The organism is Xylanibacter ruminicola (assembly GCF_900142525.1).
GTDB lineage: Bacteria > Bacteroidota > Bacteroidia > Bacteroidales > Bacteroidaceae > Prevotella > Prevotella ruminicola_A.
On the sequence record NZ_FRBD01000014.1, the window covers coordinates 62,910 to 84,240 of the forward strand.

Here is a 21,331-nt window from a genome sequence, read left to right on the forward strand (position 1 = left end):
GATTTTTGCTGTTTTTTTGTTACTTTTGCACCAAAATCCACTTAAATACACGTATTATGGCGATTCTCATAGCTGATAGTGGTAGTACAAAGACCGATTGGGTGTGCCTCCAGCCTGGTGGTGCAGTTAGTCAGATCGAGGTCCACACCGTGGGGCTCAATCCTTTTCATGTGTCCGACAATGAAATCCGTTCGGTCTTCAATCACGAGCTGCTGCCTCAGTTGGGTGGCATCCGTATCGATGCTGTGTATTTCTATGGCAGTGGTGTTCGTCCTGAGGTCGAAGACCGTGTTATTGGGCTTTTGAGTGAGGCTTTTCCAGATGCGCAGACCATCGAGGCTCATAGCGATTTGCTAGGTGCCTGTCGTGCTCTTTGTGGCAGTGGTCAGGGCATTGCTTGCATCCTGGGCACAGGTGCTAACTCTTGTGTCTACGATGGTCGTGGCATCGTTCACAACACGCCAGCTTTGGGCTATATCCTTGGCGACGAGGGTAGTGGCGCTGTGCTGGGCAAGCATCTGCTTCACGATCTCTATACGGGCGTTCTGTCGCATAGTATGCGTATGTGCTTTGAACAGGAAATGGGCATGGGGTTGTCTGAAATTATCAACAAGGTTTATCGTGAACCTCAGGCCAATCGTTTCCTGGCATCCCTGTCTGAGTTTATTCATCGCCATCTCGACGACGAGGGTGTTCGTCAGCTGGTGTACTCTACCTTTAACGACTTTGTTAACTATCATATTTCGCGCTATGGTCGTAAAGACCTTTCTGTATCTTTTGTAGGCAGCATCGCCTGGTATTATCAGGAGCAGCTCAAGCTTATACTCCAGATGCATGGCTATCAGGTTGGCGCTATCATGCAGAGCCCGCTTCAGGGGCTTATTGCTTATCATCAGAATTGAGCTATTAATAAAATAATGTAATATGGAAAAAAATGCAATTATCAACTTGTGTGTAAGAATTTTAACTGCGATTCTAATTGCCGTAGGAGTGTTTGTGGCAGTACCCATGATAACACTTGCAGTCGAGATTATTTTAGGCAAGATAACCGATCCTGAACTCATCGAGCTCCCCATGTCGTTCAAGCGTCTGGGTCTTGTCGATCTTCAGGCCAATCGCCCTGGTGTGCTCACCACCTATGTTGTTTCGCTGTTCTTTACGCTGCTGGCCGCTGTCTATCTGCTGGTAGGCAAGCAGATGCATAAGATAGAGCGCATCGCTTCGTGGTGCGTTTTCGTTGTGGCCCTGTTTGTGCTGGTACCTTCTGTACGTACCATTATCAAGGAGGCCAAACATGCCCTTGAGATTAAGAAAGAGCAGAACCGCGACACCTATATGGGCATCAAGATGAACGAAGTGAGCCGTCAGTATCTCAGTAAGAACGGCTGGACGCTCACCAAGCACGAGTATTGCGACAACGGCTATGCCAACAAGGGCGAGTACCTTAATGGCGATCCTCAGGTGGCTTATCTCGATGCATGGAACCCTCACGGACAGGAGGTTTATCAGGTCGAGAAGTATCAGCCAGTAGAGCCAGGCACCTATCGCATCATCTGTAGTGCCCGTGCCGAGGGTGCAGGCTGTTATGTCTTTGCTACCACCAAGAGCGGTAAGAATGGTGTTAAGTTGGTCGAGATTCCTCACTATGGCAATACCGAGGGTGAGATCTGGGAGAATGCTCTCGATGGTTCGGCCGAGAAGGAGGCCAATATGGGCAACGGCTTCGGATGGAGCAAGGTGGTAGTCACCATTCAGGTTGGTGATAACGACACCCTTGTTTATGGTGTAAGTACCGATTCTAAGTTCACCGGTAAGCCTGTTCGCTCTAAGTGGTTCTCGGCAGCCGACTTTGAGGTAGAGCGCCTGGGCATCAATTAAGCATCCGTATCAGTAAAAATAAAGAGAGCTTGCAGTTTTTTGCAAGCTCTCTTTGTGTTCGTTCTAGAGTTTTCTTTTAGCTCATGGCGGCTATGCCTAGGGCGGCAAACAGCATGATGAATATCAGAGCCACCACGTAGATCGAAACCACGATGATGGTCAGTATGCCCGTAAACTTCAGCAGGTCTTTCAGTCCTGCAGCGGCTCTTGCCAGCTGGAACTGGTCGTTCTGCAGACATGCGGCCTTGGTGCCGTTAGCAAACTGGAATCCCTTTATCAGCGGGTAGATGTAGAGTGCGGCTATCAGTAGATAGGTAATGCCCATCACGGGTCCTAAAGGCATACCGTCTAATAACTTCGAGGCTACGGCCCCCACAAACATCATTAAGAAGGCTACGATTACCAGCAGTGCTACTCCCACGCATCCTAAGATACACAGAAACTTAGCCCACTTAGCTGCACAAAGCAGGTCGGCTTTCATGCTCTCTGTTACGATTAGTTTCGTTTCACACTGAACAGTCTCGTTCTGATTCAAAAATTCTTCACTCATAGTTGTAATTTTTTAGTTTTTTAAAATATATAATCGCCGCAAAGGTAACTATTATTTTTCGATTACCCAAGAAAAATCGAAAAATTTTTTTTTCGCTCGCTGTCGTATGTTGTAATAGGTGGGCTGTAAAGTGTTTGTCTTTTTAATGATTAATGTTTTGCTTGGCTCTCGTGATTGACGGTGCAAAGGTACGAATAAATTCTGACTTCACCAAATTTTTCAACTATTATTTCTGTAAATATGTGTTAAATAATTTGATGTTTTATTTCTTGGGTCGTAATATGTAATTTATCTGCCCGACATTCGTAATTTTGTGCCTTATGAAGTGCTGCTTTGCTCATCAACCCCATAACAACATAACAGCATAACAACATAACATGGCGTGTTTTGGCATATCCTCGCCATTCATTGCACTTAAAATTTTAATATTATATATATTATAATATATATAATATTAAATATAATAATATATATTATTTAATTATTATCTTGTCGCCATGCTCTTTTACTTCCCGCTGTCATTTCCCTGTCTCAAAATGCAGATGTTATGTTGTTATGTTGTTATGCTGTTATGCTCACGCATGTTTTTTTGTATTAACAAATATTATAAAAATATTTCGCTAAATATTTGTATATTACAAAATTTATTTGTAACTTTGCACTCGCTTGGATGAAATGGTTGTGGCAATAATACTTTCTTTGCAGGATTTAACAGATTTGTGGAAAAATGGAAAAATAACGGCGATAAGTGTCTCTCGTGACGAAAAATAATACTAACTTTGCAACCGCATAGACAGGCAACCTAAAAAAGAATAATGATAGATGAAACGTATTAAACTATTTAGAATCATAGTCCTGATGGCGTGTGTGGTAGCGTGTGCTAATAAAGCGACACAGGAGTCGGGCTTTGTGAAGGTGGTGAACGGGCACTTTGTGAAGGACGGCAAACCGTACTACTACGTGGGCACTAACTTCTGGTATGGTGCCATACTGGGCTCGGAAGGGCAGGGAGGCGACCGCGAACGTCTGTGCCGTGAGTTGGACAAGATGAAGGAGATGGGGATTGACAACCTGCGCATACTGGTGGGCAGCGATGGCGAACGCGGGGTGACCACCAAGGTGGAGCCTACACTACAGGTGAAACCGGGTGTGTATAACGACACGATACTGGCCGGACTCGACTATCTGCTGCAGGAGATGGGCAAGCGACAGATGGTGGCTGTGCTCTACCTGAACAACTCGTGGGAGTGGAGCGGCGGCTACGGATTCTATCTGGAGCATGCTGGCGAGGGCAAGCAGCCACGCCCCGACGACGTGGGCTATCCCGCCTTTATGGAGGCTATGAGTAAGTATGCTGCCAACGAGAAGGCGCACCAGCTGTTTTACGACTACGTGAAGTTTATCATCGGCCGCACCAACCGCTATACAGGCGTTGCATATAAGGACGATCCGGCCATTATGAGTTGGCAGATAGGTAATGAGCCGCGCGCCTTTAGCAAAGAGGCATTGCCCGCATTCGAGAAGTGGCTCGGTGAGGCATCGGCCCTGATTCGCAGTCTGGATCCCAATCACCTGATATCGATAGGTAGCGAGGGCGCATGGGGCTGCGAGGGCGACTTTGACTGCTGGGAGCGCATCAGCGCCGACAAGAACATAGACTATGCCAACATACACCTGTGGCCCTACAACTGGGGATGGGCTAAGCAAGACTCGCTGATAGAGAATCTGCCTCGGGCCAAAGAGAACACCAAGGCGTATATAGACCGCCATCTGGACATCTGCGCTAAAATAAAGAAGCCACTGGTGATGGAGGAGTTCGGATACCCTCGCGATGACTTTAAGTTCGGCTTGGGAACACCTACCAAAGGGCGCGACGGATTCTATGAGTATGTGTTTTCGCTGGTGGGCGACAATGCTGAACAAGGTGGCTACTTTGCAGGCTGCAACTTCTGGGGGTGGGGCGGATTTGCCCAGCCTAAGCACGAAGAGCAATGGCAGGTGGGCGACGACTATACGGGCGACCCTGCTCAGGAAGCTCAGGGGCTGAATTCAGTATTTGCTGGCGACACATCGACACTAAACGTGATAAAGGCGCAGGTGGAGCGTATGAATAGATTGGCAAAATAGTATAAGTATTGGATAATAAAAAGTATCGGTGTTTGGGAAAGTTGTTGTATCTTTGCAGCCGAATAACTAATAATTGACAATTGATAATTATGAATAGATTGCGGATGTTCCTTCTTGGAATGATGGTGGCTGTAGCGATGCAGGCACAGATACGCGGTAATAGCGTGGTGGTGACAGTGGAACCCGACCATACTGACTGGAAGTATGAAGTGGGCGAGAAAGTGAACTTTACCGTTGAGGTGCGTTGCGAGGGCACCCTGGTAAAGAACGCTAACATAGACTACCAGATGGGGCCTGAGATGTATCAGGATGTTAAGAAAAGCATAGTACTGAAAGATGGTATGCTAAAATTGACAGGCACCATGAAGAAGCCCGGATTCTATCGCCTGGATGTGACAGCGCATGTAGATGGTAAGGATTATCGTGGCGCCTGTGGTGCGGCCTTCAGTCCAGAGAAGTTGCAACCATCCACCGTGATACCAAAGGACTTTGAGGCGTTCTGGCAGAAGTCGATAGCTGAAGCCCGTAAGACAGAGCTGGACCCCACTAAGCGACTGCTGCCCGAGCGATGCACCAAGGATGTAAACGTGTATGAGGTGAGCTTCCAGAACGAGCGCTGGGGATCGCGTACCTATGGTATATTGTGTGTGCCTGTGCGCGAAGGCAAATATCCGGCCTTGCTCAGAGTGCCTGGAGCTGGTGTACGTCCCTATGGTGGTGATGTGTATTCGGCTCAGCAAGGTGTAATAACGCTGGAGATTGGTATTCATGGTATTCCTGTGACGATGGAGCAGGGCGTGTACGACAATCTGCACAACGGTGCGCTGCAAGGCTACTGGGAGTATAACATGGATAATCGCGAAAAGCATTACTATCACCATGTCATCATGGGATGCATACGTGCGCTCGACTATATTGAACAGTACACCCCATGGAACGGTAAAGGACTGGGTGTGACAGGGTCGAGCCAAGGCGGATTCCTGACATTGGCTACTGCAGGGTTGGACAAACGCATTACCTGCTATGTGCCTGTGCATGCGGCACTCTGCGACCACACCAACTCGCTGAAGGGTGAGGCATGCGGATGGCCACACTACTTCTACTGGAACAAGGGAAAGGGGCAGGAAAAGCAGATTGAGACATCGCGCTATTATGACGGCGTGAACTTTGCACGACTGATTACCAATCAGCAGAAAGGCTGGTTCTCGTTTGGATACAATGACGACGTGGTGCCTCCAACAACGGCATGGAGCACCTACAACTCCGTGACTGGTCCCAAGGAGATAAAACCCTACCAAGCTACCTGGCACTTCTGGCATCAGGAACAGTGGGATGAGTGGGAGAATTGGCTGATTAGAGAGGTGAAGAGTTAAGAGTGAATAGTTTAGAAAAAACTGTATAATCCGTAGGTGAAATAATAATGAAAAAGTTATTTGTGTTGACAGTGGGGGCAATGATGATTGCCAGCTGCGCAGGGATTAAGAATGCTGAGCCAGAAAAGACTGGCGCTCAATTGTTGAAAGAACGTCTGGATACCCTAAGAGAAAAGGGTATTATGTATGGGCATCAGGACGACCCGTTCTACGGACTGACTTGGGCGTATCAGAACGACTCGAGCGACGTGAAGAACGTGTGTGGAGACTATCCTGCCGTGATGGGCTTTGAGTTGGGAGGCATAGAGATGGGCGACGAGAAGAGCCTGGACAGCGTGCCCTTTACCCGCATTACTCAGGAAATCATCAACCACTATAACCGTGGTGGTATCATCACCATCAGCTGGCATCCCCGCAATCCTGTGACTACAATAGACGGTGGCGGACTGGCAGGACAGAAATTCCCAGAGGGAACGGCTTGGGACGTGACTGATAGCGCTGTGGTAAAGAAAGTGCTTGACGGTGGCGAATATCACGATAAGTTTGAAACATGGATGCAGAGACTGTCTGACTTCCTGGCAACACTGAAGACAAGTGATGGCAAGAAGATACCTTATATCTTCCGTCCGTGGCATGAAAATTCGGGCTCTTGGTTCTGGTGGGGCGAAAAACTCTGTACGGTAGAAGAGTATAAGGCGCTATGGAACATGCTGCAAGATAAGCTGAAGGCCGATGGGTTCGACAATATAGTATGGGCATACTCGCCAGGTTGTCAGGATAATCTGACTGCTGAGAGACTGCTTGACCGCTATCCTGGCGACGATCGCGTAGATATGCTGGGTCTTGACGGTTATCAGTGGGTGCCTGAGGAGAAAGATGCCTTCATGGCTCGTACCAAGCAGAATCTGGAAGTGCTCTGTAAAGTTTCTGAGGAACACGGACTGATACCTGCTCTGACTGAATGCGGTATGAAAAACCTGACTGAGCCTACTTGGTGGTCGTCGACACTGCTGCCAGCTGTAGAGCAATTCCCAATAAGCTATATGCTGACTTGGCGAAATGCACCACACGAGTGGTTTGGGCCATCGCCAGCCAAGCCTGATGCACCATACTTCGTAGAAATGTACAAGAAGAATAATACTTTATTCCTAAAAGATATAAAATAATAATGCATAAAAATGTCAGCTCGACTAAGCTAAGTGCATGGAAATATCAAAACAATAAATAGAATATGAGCAATTTTAAAGAAAGAGTAGCAGCCTTGAGAAAACATCATGAGGAGCTGCTGACAAAGAAAAATGAAAAACTGGAGTGGGGTAATGGGATATACGAAAAGTATAAAAACCCAGTGGTAACAGCCGAACACGTGCCATTGGAGTGGAAATACGACTTCAACGAGCAGGATAATCCCTACCTGATGCAGCGTATTATGTGTAACGCTGCGCTAAATGCAGGCGCCCTGAAGTGGCAGGGTAAATACCTGTTGGTGGTACGCGTAGAGGGAGCCGACCGCAAGAGCTATTTTGCTGTGGCCGAGAGTCCTAACGGTGTGGATAACTTCCGTTTCTGGGAGGAGCCTATCACCATGCCCGACGATGTGATTCCTGCTACCAATGTGTACGATATGCGAGTGACTCAGCATGAGGATGGCTGGATTTATGGCGTGTTCTGTGCTGAGCGCCACGACGATAATGAACCAGGCAACCTGAGTGCTGCTACAGCCACGGCTGGTATCGCTCGTACCAAGGACCTGAAGACCTGGTATCGACTGCCCGATTTGAAAACACGGAGTCAGCAGCGTAACGTCGTGCTGCACCCAGAGTTTGTAGATGGAAAATACGCCTTCTATACCCGTCCGCAGGATGGATTTATCGACACTGGTAGCGGTGGTGGTATAGGTTGGGCGCTGGTCGACGACATCACCAACGCTGAAATCAAGGAAGAAAAGATTATCTACGAGCGCAGGTATCATACGATTACCGAGGTGAAGAACGGTGAGGGTCCACACCCCATCAAGACACCCAAGGGGTGGTTGCATCTGGCTCATGGCGTGCGTGCCACTGCCGATGGATTGCGCTACGTACTCTATATGTATATGACTGCCCTCGACGACCCAACCAAGGTGATAGCACGTCCAGGCGGATACTTCTTGGTGCCTGAGGGTAATGAGTATCTGGGCGACGTGATGAACGTGGCTTTTGCTAATGGATGGATTGCTGATGAGGATGGTAAGGTGTTTATCTACTACGCCTCGGCCGATACCCGTATGCACGTGGCTACTTCGACCATCGACAAGTTGATAGACTACTGCATGAATACCCCAGAAGACGGCTACTACACTGCCGCCAGCGTTGAGACCATCAAGAAATTGGTGGAAAAGAATCGTAAATTGTAAAATTGTTAAATAGTAAAATCAAACCATGGCTAGTTTAAAAGAAAAAATCGGTTACGCCTTAGGCGATGCCGCTGCAGGAGGAATCACATGGAAAATCATGTCGATAGCCTTCCCGCTGTTCTTTACAAATGTGTTCGGATTGACGTTTGCTGATGCTGCAACACTGATGCTCATCGCACGTATGTTCGACGTAGTTACTGACCCACTGATGGGATCGCTGGCCGATCGCACGCAGAGCAGATGGGGTACCTATCGCCCTTGGCTGATATTTGGTGCTATCCCCTTCGGACTGGTGTTCGCTCTGCTGCTCTATACACCCGATTTCGGGCTGACAGGCAAGCGTATCTGGGCTTATAGCCTTTATCTGCTCATGATGGCGATGTATACCGCAGTGAATGTGCCTTACGGTTCGCTGTTGGGCGTGATGACCGACGATGATAATGAGAAAAACCAGTTCTCTAGCTTCCGTATGGTGGGTGCTTATGCAATGGGATTTATCACTCTGCTGTCGTTCCCATACTTGCAGCGGCTGGTGGGCGGTACCGAGCAGCATCAGTATGCCGTTCTGGGTGCATTCTTTGGCTTTATAGCCGCTGCTGGCACACTGGCTTGCGGATTTCTGACCAAGGAGCGCCTGAAGCCAGTACGCGCTGAGAAATTCTCGTTTAAGCAGTTTGGCGATCTGTTTAAGAATAAGCCTTGGATTATTCTGACACTGATTGGAATCTGTACAAACTTTTTTAATGGATTCCGTTACGCCGTTGCGGGCTATATGATTGAGTATTGTCTGCATGGCGATGTAACCGTTAGCGGACTGATTATTAACTACACTGTGTTTATGACCTTTGGTGAGCTGACTTGTATGATATTCGGCGGTGTGTCGCCTGCATTTACCAAGATGGTTGGCTCTAAGCGCATGGCGTTTATGATGGCCGCGCTGATTTGTGTAGTATTTTCGGTAGCTTTCTTCTTCATCCCCATGGATCCTGGTTATATCTGGGTGATGGTGGCCTTGGTAGTACTTACCTCTATCGGTATCGGACTCTACTCACCACTGTTGTGGAGTATGTATGCTGACGTGGCCGACTATGCTACTGAGAAGAACGGCACATCGTCGACAGGACTTATCTTCTCGTCGGGAACCATGGCGCAGAAGTTCGGTACAGCCATCTCTGGTTCGCTGGTAGCCCTGTTCCTGGGCTTGGCTGGCGCTAGCATGATTACCGACGATATGGGTAACACTATGGTTGACCCAGCATCGATTACCGACTCAGTACTCACGATGGTATGGTCGCTGTTCTCGCTGTTCCCAGCCGTTATCGCTGGACTGATTATTCTGCTTACATGGATTTATCCTATTAAAAAATGAACGAAGAACACGTTGACATGATGAAGCTGGAGATGCAGGATGTGCTGGAAAACAACATCCTGCCCTTCTGGCTCGAGAAAATGCAAGACAACGAGAATGGTGGCTTTTACGGCCGTATAGACGGTAGCGGAGTGTTGCACCCCGATGCCGAGAAAGGCGCCATACTCAATGCCCGCATACTGTGGACCTTCTCGGCTGCCTACAGGGTGCTGGAGAAGGAGGAGCTGCTGGAAGCTGCCACGAGGGCGAAAGACTACCTGGTAGACCACTTTATAGACCCAGAATATGGAGGCGTGTATTGGAGTGTAGACTATCAGGGTAATCCGCTTGACACCAAGAAACAATTCTATGCCATAGGCTTTGCTATTTACGGTCTGAGTGAGTATGCACGTGCCACGGGCGATAGAGAGGCCCTGGAGTATGCGCTCGACCTGTATGACTGCATAGAGGAACATGCATTTGATAAAGCGCATAATGGCTATATTGAGGCGTGTACGCGAGAGTGGGGAGAGATAGCCGACATGCGACTATCGGAGTTGGATGCCAACTATCCTAAGTCGCAGAATACGCATCTGCACATTATTGAGCCATATACCAACCTCTTGAGGTGTCTGAAAGAGATGCAGGCTCAAGCATCGTGCGACTATGTACCTGCCATTGGATCGGTGCTTCCTGTAGGCATCAGTGTGCCTATAGAGACCATCGTGAGCATAGAGTCGTCGTTGCGTAATTTGATTGACATTTTTACAGATTTCATACTGAATCCTAATACCAATCATCTGGACCTGTTCTTTGATATGGACTGGAAACGAGGTGCAGGGAATCTGGAGAGCTACGGGCACGATATAGAGTGCTCTTGGCTATTGCACGAGGCGGCATTGGTACTTGGCGATAAAAAAGTGCTCGCTAAGATTGAAGGCGTTGTGCAAAAGGTTGCAAAAGCATCGGAAAAAGGTTTACGTCAGGATGGTTCGATGATACACGAGGCCAATCTGGATACTGGTCATGTTGACGATGATTTGCATTGGTGGGTTCAGGCTGAAAATGTGGTAGGCTGGTTTAACCTGTGGCAGCATTTTGGTGATGAAGATGCCTTCGAAAAGGCTGAGAAATGCTGGAAGTATATTAAAGACCAGTTGATAGACTGGGATAATGGCGAGTGGTATTGGAGCAGGCATCCGGACGGAACCCTGAACACCACTGGCGACAAGGCCGGATTTTGGAAATGTCCGTACCATAACAGTAGAATGTGTCTCGAGATAATTGAGAGAACTGCAGAGAATTGATATATCTCAAGCCTCTTGCCTTTCACCTCATAAGTATTTTGTATTAAAAATTTTCGCCAAAGTATTTGGAGCTTTGGCGGAATTTTTGTACCTTTGCACACAATTATGAGGAAAATATTACTATTCATTGCATTAGCGGCGTGCTATATTGCTGAATGTCAGGCACAAACGCAGTTCAACGAGCGTCCTAAGCTCGTGGTTGGAATCGTAGTAGATCAGATGCGTTGGGATTACCTGGGCAGATATTACGACAAGTATCAGGAAGACGGATTGAAACGTCTGATAAACAAGGGATACTCGTGTAATAACTGCCTAATTAATTATCTGCCAACCGTTACTGCCATCGGACATACCAGCGCTTATACCGGCACCACCCCCGCTTTTCATGGTATCTGCGGTAACGCCTTTTACAAGAATGGTGTGAAGATTAGCAGTTGCGAGGATCACGACGTGAGTACCGTGGGTAGTGACAAGAAAGATGCTTCATCGCCCGTGAACCTGTTGGCCACCACCATTGGCGACCAGCTGAGACTGCATACCGACTTCAAGTCGAAGGTGATTGGCGTGAGCTACAAGGACCGTGCAGCCATTCTGCCAGCCGGACGTAGTGCAAATGCTGCCTACTGGATTGATACCAAGAACGGACAGTTTATCAGCAGCACATGGTACATGCAAGAACTGCCACAGTGGGCTAAGGACTACAACGTGCAGATGAAGAAAAACAAGGAACTGAAGAAGGTGGGCAAAGATGTAGGATTATATCCTCTCTGCGGCCACCTGATTGCTGATATGGCTATCTCGGCCCTGAAGGGCGAACAGCTTGGCAAGGGCGAAGAGACCGATATGCTGTGCATCAGTTTCTCGCAGACTGACGTTATCGGACATGAGTGGAGTACTCGAGGTGAGCGTACCGACGAGGCTTATCTGGAATTGGATAAGGACATAGCCAAACTGCTGAAGGCGTTCGACGAGCAGGTGGGCGAGGGTAACTATCTGGTGTTCCTGACTGCTGACCACGGTGCTGCACACAACTTCCAGTTTATGGAAGACCATAAGCTGAATGGTGGCGCCTTTAAGTGGGACGAGGTGTTCTCGGTAGAGGCTGCTAAGAAGTTGGCCGCAAAATTCCATCTGACAAAGAATGTCATTAAGGATTGTCTGGACTATCGCATTGTTCTGGACAAGGATGCTATACGTGAACAGGGTGTAGACGAGCAGGCACTTCGTGATGCCATCGTAGAAGAGCTGTTGAATACGCCCCACGTGGCATTTGCCTTCGACTTTAAGAAGGCTGCCACAGCCCCAGTGCCTGAGATGCTGAAAGAGCGCGCACTGAAGGGCTATCACCACGACCGTTCGGGCGACATCATCTTTATGCTGGAGCCAGGATGGTACGGGTTCGGAAAATGGTCATCGCCAGTAGGTACTACCCACGGCGAGTGGAATCCATACGACGCCCATATACCTCTGCTGTTCTACGGCTGGAAGGTAAAGCATGGCGCCACAAGTCGTGAGGTGCACATTGTGGATATAGCTCCAACGGTGTGTCAGAAACTTCATATCCAGCAGCCCAACGCGTGCATTGGTGAGGCCATCACAGAGGTGATAGAATAGTATATTAGTATAACATTATATTTAACTTTTTATGAACTTTACTTTGTTAATTACCGTCTTGGTGACGGCTTTGACATTGGTGGTAGCGGCCTACATAGTAGCCAAGCTGATAGGACCTAGGTCTTACGCTAAGGTGAAGGGTGAGCCGTATGAGAGTGGTATCCCAACTCGAGGCAGCTCATGGTTGCCTATCTCTGTAGGATTCTACCTCTTTGCCATCTTGTTCCTCATGTTCGATGTGGAAACGGTGTTTCTGTATCCATGGGCAGTAGTAGTGAAGGACTTTGGTGCTATGGCATTGCTTAGCATCGGTTTCTTCTTGGTAGTTCTGGTATTAGGCTTGGCTTATGCTTGGCGGAAAGGAGACTTGGAATGGAAGTAAGAAAGCCCAGTATCAAGAGTATCCCCTACGAGGAGTGGAATGACAACGACTCGTTGGAGAAGATTATTGACGAGCTCCATGAGGGTGGCGTCAATGTGATTACGGGCTCGCTCGACCAGTTGATTAACTGGGGACGCTCTAACTCACTCTGGTCATTGACCTTTGCTACATCTTGTTGTGGTATCGAGTTTATGGCTTGTGGTTGTGCCCGTTATGACTTTGCTCGCTTTGGTTTCGAGGTAACACGTAACTCTCCACGTCAGGCCGACCTGATTATGTGTGCTGGTACCATTACTCATAAGATGGCTCCAGCATTGAAGCGCCTGTACGACGAGATGGCCGAGCCTAAGTATGTGATTGCTGTTGGTGGTTGCGCCATCAGTGGTGGTCCATTCAAGTCGAGCTACCATGTAGTGAAGGGTATCGAGGAAATCGTGCCCGTAGATGTATTTATTCCTGGTTGTCCTCCACGTCCAGAGGCTATCATGTATGGCATGATGCAGCTGCAGCGTAAGGTGAAGATTGAAAAATTCTTCGGAGGTGCTAACCACAAGCAAACCGCTGAGGAGCGCGAGCTTGGTGTATCTAACGAGGAGTTGACATTCCGTGAGAAGCTGGGCGATCATCGTCGTGAGCCAATCGTGGTTACAAATGTTCCCCAGGAGTTTGTAGATGAAATGAAGTCTGCTCAGGCAGACGCTAAAGCAGAGGAGGAAAAGGCATGAAGTTAGAGTTCTTATCATTTGATTATGACAAGTTCGCACAGGAGATGCAGAACTTGAAGGACAAGAAGGGCTTTGACTATCTTGTCACCATCGTAGGCGAGGACTTTGGAGCTGAAGAAGGTCTCGGTTGCGTATATATCCTTGAAAACAGCAACACCCACGAGCGTTGCAGCGTGAAGATGATTGCCCGCACCAAGGAGTGTGGCGATGGTATGTCGTCGAACGGTACTGGCGAGATGGACGGACAGATGATTCCTTATCTTCCTACCGTTTCAAAGATATGGCGTGTGGCCGACCTGCTGGAGCGCGAGGTATTCGACTTCTACGGTATCGTATTCATCGGACATCCTGACATGCGTCGCTTGTTCCTGCGTTCTGACTTCAAGGGTTATCCTTTCCGCAAGGACTGGCAGTTTAACGATAAGTACACACTCGACGACGATGTGGAGCCCGACTATGGTCTGGAGTTCTATTTCGATAAGGATGGCTATCTGCAGACTAAGCAGAACAAACTGTTCGATTCTGACGAGTATGTCATCAACATCGGCCCTCAGCACCCTGCTACCCACGGTGTGCTCCGTTTGCAGACCGTGCTTGACGGTGAGACTGTAAAGCGCATCTATCCACACCTGGGATATATCCATCGTGCTATCGAGAAGATGTGGGAGGGTATGACCTATCCTCAGACTCTGGCTCTGACAGACCGTTTGAACTATCTGGGTGCTATGCAGCACCGCCACGCTTTGGTAGGTGTGATTGAGGAGGCTATGGAAGTTGAGCTGACAGACCGCATCAAGTACATCCGTACCATTATGGATGAGCTTCAGCGTCTCGACTCTCACTTGCTTTACACTTCGTGTGTGGCTCAGGACCTTGGTGCTCTCACTGGTATGCTTTATGGTATGCGCGATCGCGAGCACGTGCTGAACGTGATGGAGGAGACCACAGGTGGTCGTCTGATACAGAACTACTACCGCATCGGAGGATTGCAGGATGATATCGATCCTAACTTCGTGAAGAATTGTAAGGAACTGATTAAGTATCTGCGCCCAATGATTCAGGAGTATATGGATATCTTCGGTGATAATATCATCACTCACAACCGTCTGGTTAACTGCGGTCCGATGAATCTTGAGGATTGTATCAACTACGCTGTGACCGGTCCTGCTGGACGTGCATCAGGTTGGAAGAACGACGTTCGTAAGAACCATCCATACGACATGTACGACAAGGTACAGTGGGAGCAGTGCACACTCGACGGTTGCGACTCGATGGCTCGTTATATGGTTCACATCAATGAGATGTATCAGAGCCTGAACATCATCGAGCAGCTGATTGACAATATCCCAGAGGGCGACTTCTATGTGAAGCAGAAGCCTATCATCAAGGTTCCCGAGGGACAATGGTACTACTCTGTTGAGGGTGTGGCCGGTGAGTTTGGCGTTTATCTCGACTCTCGTGGCGATAAGAGCCCATACCGCATGAAGATGCGTCCAATGGGTCTCTCGCTGGTAGGTGCTTTCGACCCCATGCTGCGTGGTCAGAAGGTAGCCGACCTGATTGCTACCTGTGCCGCTATTGATGTAGTTATTCCTGATATTGACAGATAAAAGCGAAGGATTATGTTTGATTTTAGTATTGTTACACAATGGTTCGACGCTCTCCTTCGCGAGACACTCGGTTTGGGAGATTTCCTGTCGATATTGATTGAGTGCGTGCTGGTGGGTACTGCTATTCTGGTGGGATATGCCCTCATAGCTTGCGTACTGATATTTATGGAGCGTAAGGTTTGTGCCTACTTCCAGTGCCGTCTTGGCCCTATGCGAGTAGGTTACTGGGGATTGCTTCAGGTATTTGCCGATGTGTTGAAGATGTTGATCAAGGAGATCTTCATCGTCGACAAGGCTGATAAGATTCTCTATCTTGTAGCTCCTATCTTGGTGATTATGGGTTCTGTAGGTGCCTTCTCGTTCCTGCCTTGGAACAATGGTGCTACAATCCTTGACTTTAATGTAGGTGTCTTCCTGCTTACTGCCATCTCTTCAATCGGAGTTATCGGTATCTTCTTGGCAGGTTGGGGCTCTAACAACAAGTACTCTGTGCTTTCGGCCATGCGTGCAGCTGTACAGATGATCTCTTACGAGGTTTCGCTCTGTCTCTGCCTGATTACCGCTGTGATTCTGACTGGTACCATGCAGATGAGTGGTATCGTTGAGGCACAGACAGGTCCTTTCAAGTGGTTGATTTTCCAGGGTCATATCCCTGCCATCATCGCCTTCTTTGTATTCCTCATCGCAGGTAACGCTGAGGCTAACCGTGGCCCATTCGATATGGCTGAGGCTGAGAGTGAGTTGACTGCTGGACACCATACCGAGTATAGTGGTATGGGATTCGGTTTCTTCTACCTCGCTGAGTTCTTGAACCTCTTTATCATCGCAGGTATCGCAGCTACCGTATTCCTGGGTGGTTGGGCTCCTGTAAACATCGGTATCGATGCTTTTGATGCAGTGATGAACTACATCCCAGGTATCGTTTGGTTCATGGGTAAAACCTTCTTCCTGGTTTGGATCCTGATGTGGATTAAGTGGACTTTCCCACGTCTGCGTATCGACCAGATCCTGAAGCTGGAGTGGAAGTATTTGATGCCAATGTGTCTCATCAACCTTGTGTTAATGACAGTTGTTGTGGCCCTCGGCCTATATATTAAATAAGGTATAGCAATGGAAGATAATAAATCATATTTCGGAGAAATCGGGCAAGGCTTGAAGACGCTGGCTATCGGTATGAAGACCTCTTGGAAGGAATATTTCAAGGACTTCTTTACCAATAAGTCAACCGAGCAGTACCCCGAGAACCGCAAGACTACACTCCATGTTGCTAAGCGTCATCGTGGTCGCCTGGTATTCAAGCGCAATGAGGATGGCAGCTACAAGTGTACAGCTTGCACATTGTGCGAAAAGGCCTGTCCTAACGGAACCATCAAGATTACAGCCCACATGGCTGAGGATCCTGAGACAGGTAAGAAAAAGAAGGTGCTCGACGACTATGCGTACGACCTTGGCGACTGCATGTTCTGCCAGCTTTGTACCAACGCTTGCAACTTCGACGCCATCGAGTTTACTAATGATTTCGAGAACGCCGTATTCGACCGCTCTAAGTTGGTGCTCCACCTTAACCAGGAGGTTTATGCTGGTGGTTCACTGCCCAATCTGCTTGAAGGTGGTGCTGAGTGGCAAGTAGGTAAGTTTAATACTAAAACTAAGTAACGCATTATGGCAAATATAATTATGTTTATCATTCTCGCGGTGTTCATCATCGTTTCGGCGCTGATGTGTGTAGCCACCACGCGAATTGTGAGAGCCGCAACATTCATGTTGTTTGTGCTCCTTGGTGTAGCAGGTATCTACTTCCTGCTCGACTACACCTTCCTGGGTGCAGCTCAGATCGCCGTATATGCTGGAGGCGTTACGATGGTCTTTGTATTTGCTATCCAGCTGGTAAGCAAGCGCGCTCTTCAGGGTTTGGAGAAGCGTGTTAAGGCTGGCACTATGGCCGTTGGAGCTCTGTGTGCTCTTGCTGGTTTGGTTGTAGTAAGCCTGATTCTGCTCAAGGCCGGCTTCTTAACTCAGGAGATTGCCAACGTAGAGGTTCCGATGAAGGAAATCGGTACTGCTCTCGTAGGTTCAGGTAAGTATCAGTATGTATTACCCTTCGAGTTCATCTCAGTATTCCTGCTGGCATGTATCATCGGAGGTTTGGTTGTAGCAAGAAAGGAGGAAGAGGCATGATACCCGTAGAATGTTATTTCGCACTTAGTGCCATCTTGTTCTTTATTGGTGTCTATGGTTTCACCACTCGTCGCAATCTGATTGCCATGCTCATCTCGGTTGAGCTGATTCTGAATGCTGTCGACATCAACTTTGCCGCTATCAACCGTCTGTTGTATCCCAACGGTAACGAGGGTATGTTTATGACACTCTTTGTGATTGGTGTTGCCGCTGCTGAAAGTGCAGTTGCCATCTCTATTATCATCAATGTTTATCGCAAGTTCAAGAGCGATAGTGTTGATGCCATCAAGAATATGAAACGATAAAAAACGGTAAAGATTATGTTTAGTTACACATTGTTTATAATGCTTCTGCCGCTGCTGTCGTTCATCGTTCTTGGACTGGCTGGCATGAAGATGCAGCACAAGGTAGCCGGATTGATCGGTACCTGTTCACTGGGAATTGTTACTATACTCTCATACCTTACAGCCTTCCAGTACTTCGGTATGGAACGCGTGGATGGGGTATATCAGACTTTTGTTCCATACAACTTCACATGGTTGCCTCTTGGCAATCTGCATTTCGACCTCGGTATCCTGTTGGATCCTATCAGCGTCATGATGCTGATTGTTATTTCAACAGTTTCACTGATGGTTCATATCTACTCATTTGGCTATATGCACGGTGAGAAGGGATTCCAGCGTTACTACGCATTCCTGAGTCTCTTCACCATGTCAATGCTTGGATTGGTGCTCGCTACTAACATCTTCCAGATGTACATGTTCTGGGAGTTGGTAGGTGTTTCTTCTTACCTGCTCATTGGTTTCTACTATCCTTTGAAGCCTGCTATTGCAGCATCTAAGAAGGCATTCATCGTTACCCGCTTTGCTGATATGTTCTTCCTGGTTGGTATTCTGACCTTTGGTTACTTCGTTGATTCGTTCAGCTTCTCATTTGCTGGCGATATCGTGATGGGCCAGGGCACCACACCATTCATCGAGGGTAACATCGCTAAGGCTGTTGCCGCTGGTGGTTTCATCATCCCAACCGCTCTGGTTCTGATGTTTATTGGTGGTGCTGGTAAGAGTGCTATGTTCCCACTGCACATCTGGCTGCCCGATGCTATGGAGGGTCCAACTCCTGTTTCGGCTCTGATCCATGCTGCTACCATGGTTGTAGCTGGTGTATTCCAGATTGCACGTATGTTCCCACTTTGGATTGAGTATGCACCTCAGGCTATGAGTATTGTGGTTTGGGTGGGTGTGTTCACCGCTTTCTATGCTGCTGCTGTGGCTTGTGCCCAGAGCGATATCAAGCGTGTGCTCGCTTTCTCAACTATCTCGCAGATTGCGTTCATGATGGTTGCCCTTGGCGTATCGCTACCAGGTCACCATGGTGCCGTTCTCGACAACCATGCTCAGCTGGGTTACATGGCTGGTATGTTCCACCTGTTTACCCACGCTATGTTTAAGGCTTGTCTGTTCCTGGGTGCCGGATGTATCATCCACGCTGTTCACAGTAACGAGATGGCGCTGATGGGTGGTCTGCGTAAGTATATGCCTATTACCCACATCACCTTCCTCATCTCATGTTTGGCTATTGCTGGTATTCCATTCTTCTCGGGCTTCAGCTCAAAGGATGAGATTATCACTGCCTGCATGGAGTACAGCCCTGTAGTAGGTTGGATTATGACTGGTATCGCTGCCATGACTGCCTTCTATATGTTCCGTCTGTACTATGGTATATTCTGGGGAACAGAGAATAAGGAGGCTCACGAGCATCACACGCCACATGAGGCTCCATTGACTATGACTATTCCATTGATCGTACTCTGTGTGATCACTGTTGGTGTTGGTGTTTACACCACACTGGGTGGCTTCATGGAGTGGGGTGGTTCGTTCGGTAGCTACGTATCAGCTGCTGGTACTGACTATACCATCCACTTCAACACGCAGATTGCCCTTACCTCTACAGTTATTGCGATTCTGAGCATCTGTCTCGCCACCTATATCTATAAGGGTGAGAGTCAGCCTATTGCCGATCGTCTGTACAAGACGTTCCCAAAACTGCATCGTGCAGCTTACAAGCGTTTCTATCAGGACGAGATTTGGCAGTATGTCACTCATCGTATTATCTTCCGCTGCGTTTCTACTCCTATTGCCTGGTTCGACCGTCATGTTGTTGATGGTACCTTTAACTTCCTGGCTTGGGGTGCTAACGAGGGTGGTGAGAGTATCCGTAGCTGGCAGAGTGGCGATGTTCGCCAGTATGCCGTTTGGTTCATTACGGGTTCAGTTGCTTTGACATTAATCCTTTTATGCATCTAAAGATATGAGTATATTAAGTGTTTTCGTAATAATTCCCGCCCTGATGCTGCTGGGTCTTTGGCTTTCAAAGAGCCTGAATCAGGTGCGTGGTGTGATGGTAACGGGAGCTTCGTGTCTGCTGGCCCTCTCTATTTGGTTGACCATCTATTTCATCCAGGAGCGTGCAGCTGGTAACACCGCTGAGATGCTGCTTACTTATAGCACGCCTTGGTTCAAGCCTCTGAACATTGCTTACAGCGTAGGTGTCGATGGCATTTCTGTTGTCATGCTGCTGCTGTCAAGTATCATTGTGTTCACCGGTACTTTTGCCTCTTGGCAGCTCAAGCCACTTACCAAGGAGTACTTCCTTTGGTTCACCCTGCTTTCTACAGGTGTGTTCGGCTTCTTTATCTCTACCGACCTGTTCACCATGTTCATGTTCTACGAGGTAGCTCTGATTCCTATGTACCTGCTCATTGGTGTCTGGGGTTCTGGCCGCAAGGAGTACTCAGCCATGAAGCTTACTCTGATGCTGATGGGAGGTTCGGCCCTGCTGATTCTTGGTCTGCTGGGTATCTACTACTTCAACGGACTTTACAGTGGTGAGTACACATTTGAGCTGACTACAATCGCAGCTAACCACGTTATTCCTGGACACATCCAGAATATCTTCTTCCCATTTATCTTCATCGGATTCGGTGTACTGGGCGCTCTGTTCCCATTCCACACATGGTCTCCCGATGGTCACGCTTCAGCGCCTACAGCCGTATCAATGCTGCACGCAGGTGTGCTGATGAAGCTGGGAGGTTATGGCTGCTTCCGTGTAGCTATGTATCTGCTCCCTGAGGCTGCTCAGGATCTGTCATGGATCTTCCTCATCCTCACTACTATCTCGGTAGTTTACGGTGCGCTCTCAGCTTGTGTACAGACCGACCTGAAGTATATCAATGCTTACTCATCGGTTTCTCACTGCGGACTGGTACTGTTTGCTCTGCTCATGATGAGTCAGACAGCTGTTACAGGTGCTGTGCTGCAGATGCTTTCACACGGACTGATGACAGCCCTGTTCTTCGCCCTGATCGGTATGATCTACGGTCGTACCCACACTCGCGATATCCGTGAGTTGGCTGGACTGATGAAGATTATGCCTTTCCTGGCTGTAGGTTATGTGATTGCGGGTCTTGCTAACCTCGGACTTCCTGGTTTCTCTGGCTTCATTGCTGAGATGACCATCTTCGTTGGTTCGTTCGGTGCTCATCCTATGAGTGGCGACCCCAATGCTTCGTTCCGTATGGTAGCTACCATCATCGCATGTATGAGTATCGTTGTAACAGCAGTTTACATTCTGCGTGTTGTTGGTAAGATCCTGTATGGCGAGGTGGAGAACAAGCACTTCCTTGAGCTCACCGATGCTACATGGGACGAGCGTGTTGCTGTTATCTGTCTGATTTTCTGTGTGGCTGGTCTGGGTAGCTTCCCATTCTGGGTTAGCGATATCATCTCGCCTGCTGCTGGAACAATCCTTGAGTCAATTGGTGTTATGTAAAAATAGGAGGACT

19 protein-coding genes are annotated in these 21,331 nt (G+C 48.3%); 18 read left to right on the forward strand and 1 reads right to left on the reverse strand.

The genetic code is table 11. The annotated features are described in order from the left end of the window. Nucleotides 1-56: 56 nt before the first annotated feature. Both BUB86_RS10020 and BUB86_RS10025 read left to right on the forward strand, forming a co-directional pair. Nucleotides 57-902 (forward strand): hypothetical protein, encoded by an 846-nt coding sequence (locus BUB86_RS10020; RefSeq protein WP_073209002.1) that lies wholly within the window; start codon nt 57-59, stop codon nt 900-902. A gap of 106 nt (nt 903-1,008) precedes the next feature. Then, nucleotides 1,009-1,878: a hypothetical protein gene (locus tag BUB86_RS10025; protein WP_073209004.1), complete on the forward strand. Its 870-nt coding sequence runs from the start codon at nt 1,009-1,011 to the stop codon at nt 1,876-1,878. 76 nt (nt 1,879-1,954) lie between these two features. Here the strand turns inward: BUB86_RS10025 and BUB86_RS10030 are convergent, their stop codons facing one another. Next, nucleotides 1,955-2,428, reverse strand: a complete 474-nt coding sequence (locus BUB86_RS10030) for a hypothetical protein (protein WP_073209007.1) — start codon at nt 2,426-2,428, stop codon at nt 1,955-1,957. An 822-nt stretch (nt 2,429-3,250) separates the two neighbouring features. Here BUB86_RS10030 and BUB86_RS10035 point away from each other — a divergent pair. The 16 genes from BUB86_RS10035 (at nt 3,251) to BUB86_RS10110 (ending at nt 21,318) form a co-directional block, all read left to right on the forward strand. Beyond that, nucleotides 3,251-4,555 carry a glycoside hydrolase 5 family protein gene (locus tag BUB86_RS10035; protein WP_073209009.1) on the forward strand — a complete coding sequence of 435 codons (1,305 nt, stop codon included), beginning with the start codon at nt 3,251-3,253 and terminating at the stop codon, nt 4,553-4,555. Nucleotides 4,556-4,644: 89 nt separating this feature from the next. Continuing rightward, nucleotides 4,645-5,928 carry an acetylxylan esterase gene (locus BUB86_RS10040; protein WP_073209011.1) on the forward strand — a complete coding sequence of 428 codons (1,284 nt, stop codon included), beginning with the start codon at nt 4,645-4,647 and terminating at the stop codon, nt 5,926-5,928. 47 nt (nt 5,929-5,975) lie between these two features. Next, entirely contained in the window at nt 5,976-7,094 is a 1,119-nt protein-coding gene (locus BUB86_RS10045; protein ID WP_073209013.1) for a glycoside hydrolase family 26 protein, read from the forward strand. Between the two features lie 65 nt (nt 7,095-7,159). After that, nucleotides 7,160-8,323, forward strand: coding sequence for a glycosidase (locus BUB86_RS10050; RefSeq protein WP_073209016.1), 1,164 nt, complete (start codon nt 7,160-7,162; stop codon nt 8,321-8,323). 25 nt (nt 8,324-8,348) lie between these two features. Beyond that, on the forward strand, nt 8,349-9,692 hold the full coding sequence (locus BUB86_RS10055; RefSeq protein WP_073209018.1) for an MFS transporter: 1,344 nt from the start codon (nt 8,349-8,351) through the stop codon (nt 9,690-9,692). Continuing rightward, nucleotides 9,689-10,978 carry an AGE family epimerase/isomerase gene (locus tag BUB86_RS10060; RefSeq protein WP_175549476.1) on the forward strand — a complete coding sequence of 430 codons (1,290 nt, stop codon included), beginning with the start codon at nt 9,689-9,691 and terminating at the stop codon, nt 10,976-10,978. Before BUB86_RS10055 ends, BUB86_RS10060 begins: the two co-directional genes overlap by 4 nt. Nucleotides 10,979-11,083: 105 nt before the next feature. Next, nucleotides 11,084-12,592, forward strand: coding sequence for an alkaline phosphatase family protein (locus BUB86_RS10065; protein WP_073209020.1), 1,509 nt, complete (start codon nt 11,084-11,086; stop codon nt 12,590-12,592). Nucleotides 12,593-12,623: 31 nt separating this feature from the next. Beyond that, the gene (locus tag BUB86_RS10070; protein ID WP_073209023.1) at nt 12,624-12,974 is read left to right on the forward strand and encodes an NADH-quinone oxidoreductase subunit A; all 351 of its coding nucleotides are present in this window, start codon (nt 12,624-12,626) and stop codon (nt 12,972-12,974) included. Beyond that, nucleotides 12,965-13,699 carry an NADH-quinone oxidoreductase subunit B gene (locus BUB86_RS10075; protein ID WP_073209025.1) on the forward strand — a complete coding sequence of 245 codons (735 nt, stop codon included), beginning with the start codon at nt 12,965-12,967 and terminating at the stop codon, nt 13,697-13,699. Before BUB86_RS10070 ends, BUB86_RS10075 begins: the two co-directional genes overlap by 10 nt. Next, nucleotides 13,696-15,309 carry an NADH-quinone oxidoreductase subunit C gene (locus BUB86_RS10080; protein ID WP_073209028.1) on the forward strand — a complete coding sequence of 538 codons (1,614 nt, stop codon included), beginning with the start codon at nt 13,696-13,698 and terminating at the stop codon, nt 15,307-15,309. The genes BUB86_RS10075 and BUB86_RS10080 overlap by 4 nt, the downstream gene beginning before the upstream one ends. Nucleotides 15,310-15,321: 12 nt before the next feature. Beyond that, complete coding sequence (gene nuoH / locus BUB86_RS10085; protein WP_073209030.1) at nt 15,322-16,410, forward strand: NADH-quinone oxidoreductase subunit NuoH; 1,089 nt, start codon at nt 15,322-15,324, stop codon at nt 16,408-16,410. Between the two features lie 9 nt (nt 16,411-16,419). Further along, nucleotides 16,420-16,965, forward strand: a complete 546-nt coding sequence (locus BUB86_RS10090; RefSeq protein WP_073209032.1) for a 4Fe-4S dicluster domain-containing protein — start codon at nt 16,420-16,422, stop codon at nt 16,963-16,965. A gap of 6 nt (nt 16,966-16,971) precedes the next feature. Beyond that, a complete protein-coding gene (locus BUB86_RS10095) occupies nt 16,972-17,487 on the forward strand; it encodes an NADH-quinone oxidoreductase subunit J (RefSeq protein ID WP_073209034.1) in 516 nt (171 codons plus the stop codon). Then, nucleotides 17,484-17,792, forward strand: a complete 309-nt coding sequence (nuoK, locus tag BUB86_RS10100) for an NADH-quinone oxidoreductase subunit NuoK (RefSeq protein ID WP_073209036.1) — start codon at nt 17,484-17,486, stop codon at nt 17,790-17,792. Before BUB86_RS10095 ends, nuoK begins: the two co-directional genes overlap by 4 nt. A gap of 15 nt (nt 17,793-17,807) precedes the next feature. Then, the gene (gene nuoL / locus BUB86_RS10105; RefSeq protein WP_073209038.1) at nt 17,808-19,793 is read left to right on the forward strand and encodes an NADH-quinone oxidoreductase subunit L; all 1,986 of its coding nucleotides are present in this window, start codon (nt 17,808-17,810) and stop codon (nt 19,791-19,793) included. Nucleotides 19,794-19,797: 4 nt separating this feature from the next. After that, nucleotides 19,798-21,318 (forward strand): NuoM family protein, encoded by a 1,521-nt coding sequence (locus BUB86_RS10110; protein WP_073209040.1) that lies wholly within the window; start codon nt 19,798-19,800, stop codon nt 21,316-21,318. Nucleotides 21,319-21,331 lie beyond the last annotated feature (13 nt).

Bases quoted from the DNA above. Each gene is read 5' to 3' on its own strand.
- nuoH (WP_073209030.1), top strand. From the start codon at position 15,322: ATGTTTGATTTTAGTATTGTTACACAATGGTTCGACGCTCTCCTTCGC.
- BUB86_RS10065 (WP_073209020.1), top strand. From the start codon at position 11,084: ATGAGGAAAATATTACTATTCATTGCATTAGCGGCGTGCTATATTGCT.
- nuoK (WP_073209036.1), top strand. From the start codon at position 17,484: ATGATACCCGTAGAATGTTATTTCGCACTTAGTGCCATCTTGTTCTTT.
- BUB86_RS10050 (WP_073209016.1), top strand. From the start codon at position 7,160: ATGAGCAATTTTAAAGAAAGAGTAGCAGCCTTGAGAAAACATCATGAG.
- BUB86_RS10035 (WP_073209009.1), top strand. From the start codon at position 3,251: ATGAAACGTATTAAACTATTTAGAATCATAGTCCTGATGGCGTGTGTG.
- BUB86_RS10090 (WP_073209032.1), top strand. From the start codon at position 16,420: ATGGAAGATAATAAATCATATTTCGGAGAAATCGGGCAAGGCTTGAAG.
- BUB86_RS10030 (WP_073209007.1), bottom strand. From the start codon at position 2,428: ATGAGTGAAGAATTTTTGAATCAGAACGAGACTGTTCAGTGTGAAACG.
- BUB86_RS10110 (WP_073209040.1), top strand. From the start codon at position 19,798: ATGAGTATATTAAGTGTTTTCGTAATAATTCCCGCCCTGATGCTGCTG.
- BUB86_RS10025 (WP_073209004.1), top strand. From the start codon at position 1,009: ATGATAACACTTGCAGTCGAGATTATTTTAGGCAAGATAACCGATCCT.
- BUB86_RS10040 (WP_073209011.1), top strand. From the start codon at position 4,645: ATGAATAGATTGCGGATGTTCCTTCTTGGAATGATGGTGGCTGTAGCG.
- BUB86_RS10020 (WP_073209002.1), top strand. From the start codon at position 57: ATGGCGATTCTCATAGCTGATAGTGGTAGTACAAAGACCGATTGGGTG.
- BUB86_RS10045 (WP_073209013.1), top strand. From the start codon at position 5,976: ATGAAAAAGTTATTTGTGTTGACAGTGGGGGCAATGATGATTGCCAGC.
- BUB86_RS10055 (WP_073209018.1), top strand. From the start codon at position 8,349: ATGGCTAGTTTAAAAGAAAAAATCGGTTACGCCTTAGGCGATGCCGCT.
- BUB86_RS10080 (WP_073209028.1), top strand. From the start codon at position 13,696: ATGAAGTTAGAGTTCTTATCATTTGATTATGACAAGTTCGCACAGGAG.
- BUB86_RS10075 (WP_073209025.1), top strand. From the start codon at position 12,965: ATGGAAGTAAGAAAGCCCAGTATCAAGAGTATCCCCTACGAGGAGTGG.
- BUB86_RS10070 (WP_073209023.1), top strand. From the start codon at position 12,624: ATGAACTTTACTTTGTTAATTACCGTCTTGGTGACGGCTTTGACATTG.
- nuoL (WP_073209038.1), top strand. From the start codon at position 17,808: ATGTTTAGTTACACATTGTTTATAATGCTTCTGCCGCTGCTGTCGTTC.
- BUB86_RS10095 (WP_073209034.1), top strand. From the start codon at position 16,972: ATGGCAAATATAATTATGTTTATCATTCTCGCGGTGTTCATCATCGTT.
- BUB86_RS10060 (WP_175549476.1), top strand. From the start codon at position 9,689: ATGAACGAAGAACACGTTGACATGATGAAGCTGGAGATGCAGGATGTG.